Raw genomic sequence first — 3,910 nt, forward strand, 5'->3', positions numbered from 1 at the left:
CGGTGCGGCACCGCCGATATCGTCGTGGAAGACCTTGTCACGGAGATGCCAGACCCAGCGACCGACCGGCCCCCAGTTCGGCCGTGGCTGGCCGAACGCCTTGTGCAGGAAGATGGCCCAGAGATCCATCAGGACGGTGGCGCCGATGCCGATCGCGATAGCGCGCCAGAACATGTCAAACATCGCTAGAATCCCCCCAAACGCAAGCCCTGGGCTACAAGCGCGATCGTCGTTCCACACCCCACGCCGCGCTGAACTTCAGAGCTGTCCCAGAATATGAGCCGCGCCGGACTCGTCGACACCAGGCTTGGTCTCGACATTGAGCGCGGTGACCTTGCCGTCGTCGACGATCATCGAAAACCGCTTCGAACGCAGCCCCATGCCGCTGGCGGAAAGGTCATTGTCGAGGCCTACCGCCTTGGCGAAATCGCCACTGCCGTCGGCGAGGAACATGATCTTGCCCTCACCGCCGGTGAAGTGCGCCCAGGCGCCCATGACATGGACGTCGTTGACCGAAACGACGGCGATGGTGTCGACGCCGCGCGCCAGGATGGCATCGTGGTTCTCGAGATAACCCGGCAAATGGTTGTTGCTGCAGGTCGGTGTGAAGGCGCCGGGAACCCCAAACAGCACGACCTTCTTGCCCGGGAAGATCTCGGCCCCGGTGATCGGCTTGGCGCCATCGGCGGTCATCGTCTTGAAGGTCACGTCAGGCAGCTTGCCGCCAACGGAAATGGTCATGGATTCCTCGCTTGGGAAAATGGGGAAGGACGTGTCTTTGCCTAGCGAACCCGACGGCTTCCTGCAACCGTTGGGGTGGGCTGGATCAAGGGAAAGGCAGAACCCCTTCGACCGCGCCCGCCGAACTCGTCAGCGTATAGTGAAGCCCGCCATCGGTCGGCGTCGTCGAGGGGCGATCGAGGATCGGCACGGTGAAGATCAGCTTGCCGTCCTTTTCGCTGCGGGCAGGGGTGCCGAACATGTAGTCCCGCTCGCCGGCGACGAAGAAATCCGCCGCCTCCGGATCGCCGGGAAAGCTCGCTTCGACAATCAGCGTCTCGTGGTCGCCCGGCAGCACAGCGATGCCGAAATCGGACCTCGCGGGCGCTGGTAGCGCCGCGAAACTCGCCTTCACCAGCGCTGCGTCCTCGGCATTGTCCGGATCGGAGGCGGGGTCGACGGTCAGCCGCGTCTGCACCGGAATGCAGATCGTTTCGCAGATGCCGAGAAAGATGTCGGCATCGATCAACGCCGGCTGGTTCGGCGCCGCCAGCGTGAATGTCACCGGCAGAGAAACCGGATAGTTGTAGCCTGCCCATTTGCCATAGCCGTCGTCATGGCGCTGCGGCGCCGGAAACGATAGCGCTGCGTCGGCGATGTTGGTGCTGGCTGAAATGTCGAGTTGCGGTGGCACGCCCGCGTCGCCCGGATCGCGCCAATATGTCTTCCAGCCGGGCTTGAGCGCTATGTCGAGAACGCCCTGGATGCGGCCGGTGTCGTCGGCTTTGCCTGAGGTCACCAGCCGGACCTTGCCGCCTTCGCTGTTGTACCACGCCGATGAGGAGGCGGCGGCGGGAAGAGCGGTTGCCGATCCGATGGCGGCGCCGAGCAGCAGGATTTTCAAGCTTCGCATGGCGGTGATTTGATCGTCCGTTCGTGGCCGCGCAATGATTTCATGGCCTTGCCGGTATCATATTTGCGTGACTTCGAGGGAGAAGAATGTTCGAGCCGCCGCCACAAGCTTTGGTCGAATCCAGCACGGCGCATCTTTTCGGCGCTTTGGAAACGCGTTACGCTCCCTTCATGGACTTGTTGCGCCACAAGAAGACGGTCGCCAGTCGCGGCTTTCTCGACGATCAGTTCCTGATTGCCATGCCCGGCATGAAGGACGACCGTTTCACGCGCTCGGTCATCTATGTCTGCGCACATTCCGATGAAGGCGCCATGGGCCTGATCATCAACCAGACGCAGCAGATGCTGTTTCCGGACTTGCTCGTGCAACTGGGCATCATGAACGAGCAGGAGGCGATCCGATTGCCGGCTCAGGCCCGCGATTTCGTCGTGCGCAATGGCGGCCCCGTGGACCGCAGCCGGGGCTTCGTCCTGCATTCGGGAGACTATCGGGTGGAATCGTCGCTGACCGTTTCCGACGACATCTGCCTGACGGCGACCGTCGACATATTGCGCGCCATATCGTCCGGCCGCGGGCCTCGTCATGCGCTGATGGCGCTCGGCTATTCCGGCTGGGGCGCCGGCCAACTGGAGACCGAGATCGCCGAAAATGGCTGGCTGACCTGTCCGGCCAATGCCGAGCTTCTGTTCGACACCGATATCGAGCGCAAATACGACCGGATCCTCGCCTCGATCGGTATCGACCTTGCGCATCTCAGCCTGGCGGCCGGGCACGCCTGATCCGCTCACGCTTGCGTCAGCGGATACTGCTCTTTTAGCGTCTTCAGCACCTGGTCGCCCGGCATCGGGGCGCCGAACATGAAGCTCTGCACATATTCGCAGCCCATCTGACGCAGTTCCAGCGCATCGCTTTCGTCCGAAATGCCCTCGGCGACGACGGACAGGCCGAGCTCATGCGCCATGTTGACCATCGATTTCAGCAGCACCGCGCGCTTGGGCGTGTTGTCGTCGACGAAGCTCTTGTCGATCTTGATGGTGTCGAAGGGGAAACGCGTCAGGTAGGCCAGTGAGGAGTAGCCGGTGCCGAAATCGTCCAGCGACAGGCCGATGCCGAGCTGCTTCAGCTTGGTCAGCACATGGGCGGTCTGCTCGGGATTGTCCATGACAAGCGATTCGGTGAGCTCCAGCCGGAAGCAGCGCGGCTTCAGATTGGCCCGCGCGATGACCGAGCGGACGTCGCTGACCAGGTCGCGGCGGATCAACTGGCGGCTGGACAAATTGACCGAGACCGACAGCGGCGCGTCGCCGATCTGTTTTTGCCAGCTGGCGAGATCTTCCGCCGCCTGCTGCATGGCAAACAGGCCGAGCTGCACGATAAGACCGCAGCTTTCGGCTACCGGGATGAAATCCGCCGGCGGGATCATGCCGCGGCGCGGGTGGTCCCAGCGCAGCAGCGCCTCGAAGCCGGCGACACTGCCGTCCTCGAGCCGCACGATCGGCTGGTAGGCAAGCGTGAATTCGCGCCGCTCGATGGCGCGGCGCAGGTCGGATTCGAATTGCAGCCTGTCGGTGCCGACAGTGCGGAAAGCCGGACGGAACGGCTCGATCCTGTCGCCGCCGAAGCGCTTGGCCTGGTGCATGGCAAGCTCGGCATCCTTGACCATGTCCTCGGCCGACATCTGCGGCGAATTCCAGGTGATCAGCCCAATCGACGCGGTCAGCACGATCTCGCGCTTGGCGAAGGTGATCGGGTTGTTGATGGCATGCTTTATGGCATCAGCGACCGCAGCGATGCGGGCCGGGTCTTGTTCGGACAGCAGCATCAAAGCGAACTGGTCGCCGGCAAAGCGCGACAGCGAATCCTTCGGCTTGAGCAGCCGGTGCAGGCGGCGCGCGATGGTCAAGAGGATGGTATCGCCGGCCGAGATGCCGAGCCCGTCATTGACCTGCTTGAAACGGTCGATGTCGATGACGAAGACGGTCGGCCGCACCTTCTCTTCGGTGCGCGCGATCGAGATGATCGCTTCCAGCCGGTTCATCAAAAGTTCACGGTTCGGCAGGCCGGTCAGATTGTCGTGCACGGCGTCGTGCAGCAGCCTTTCCTCGGACTTTTTCTGCTCAGTCACGTCGACCATGGTGCCGACGCAGCGGATGACTTCGCCGTCCGAGCCGATGACCGGGCGTGCGCGCAGTGAAAACCAGTGATAGTGGCCGTCGGCGCCGCGCAGGCGGAAATTCTGCGACACCCGGCCGCGCCGGTGTTCGAGCACCACGTCGA

The 3,910-nt window shown here is 63.1% G+C and carries 5 protein-coding genes; 1 reads left to right on the forward strand and 4 read right to left on the reverse strand.

The features are described 5' to 3' along the window. The 3 genes from EN893_RS22720 to EN893_RS22730 form a co-directional block, all read right to left on the reverse strand. Positions 1 to 183: DUF2938 family protein (locus tag EN893_RS22720; RefSeq protein WP_128361789.1), on the reverse strand; the 183-nt coding region annotated here is incomplete at its 3' end. A 75-nt stretch (positions 184 to 258) separates the two neighbouring features. Next, positions 259 to 741, reverse strand: coding sequence for a peroxiredoxin (locus EN893_RS22725; RefSeq protein WP_127270016.1), 483 nt, complete (start codon positions 739 to 741; stop codon positions 259 to 261). An 85-nt stretch (positions 742 to 826) separates the two neighbouring features. Further along, positions 827 to 1,633: a protein-disulfide reductase DsbD domain-containing protein gene (locus EN893_RS22730; protein ID WP_127270313.1), complete on the reverse strand. Its 807-nt coding sequence runs from the start codon at positions 1,631 to 1,633 to the stop codon at positions 827 to 829. Between the two features lie 170 nt (positions 1,634 to 1,803). Here EN893_RS22730 and EN893_RS22735 point away from each other — a divergent pair, with 170 nt between their 5' ends. Continuing rightward, the gene (locus EN893_RS22735) at positions 1,804 to 2,412 is read left to right on the forward strand and encodes a YqgE/AlgH family protein (RefSeq protein WP_023808594.1); all 609 of its coding nucleotides are present in this window, start codon (positions 1,804 to 1,806) and stop codon (positions 2,410 to 2,412) included. 5 nt (positions 2,413 to 2,417) lie between these two features. Here the strand turns inward: EN893_RS22735 and EN893_RS22740 are convergent. Continuing rightward, a partial coding sequence (locus EN893_RS22740; protein WP_164901029.1) for a GGDEF domain-containing phosphodiesterase occupies positions 2,418 to 3,910 on the reverse strand: 1,493 nt, incomplete at its 5' end.

Origin of the sequence: Mesorhizobium sp. M7A.F.Ca.CA.004.04.2.1 (genome assembly GCF_004022825.1) — a bacterium.
GTDB lineage: Bacteria > Pseudomonadota > Alphaproteobacteria > Rhizobiales > Rhizobiaceae > Mesorhizobium.

Bases quoted from the DNA above. Each gene is read 5' to 3' on its own strand.
- EN893_RS22725 (WP_127270016.1), bottom strand. From the start codon at position 741: ATGACCATTTCCGTTGGCGGCAAGCTGCCTGACGTGACCTTCAAGACG.
- EN893_RS22730 (WP_127270313.1), bottom strand. From the start codon at position 1,633: ATGCGAAGCTTGAAAATCCTGCTGCTCGGCGCCGCCATCGGATCGGCA.
- EN893_RS22735 (WP_023808594.1), top strand. From the start codon at position 1,804: ATGGACTTGTTGCGCCACAAGAAGACGGTCGCCAGTCGCGGCTTTCTC.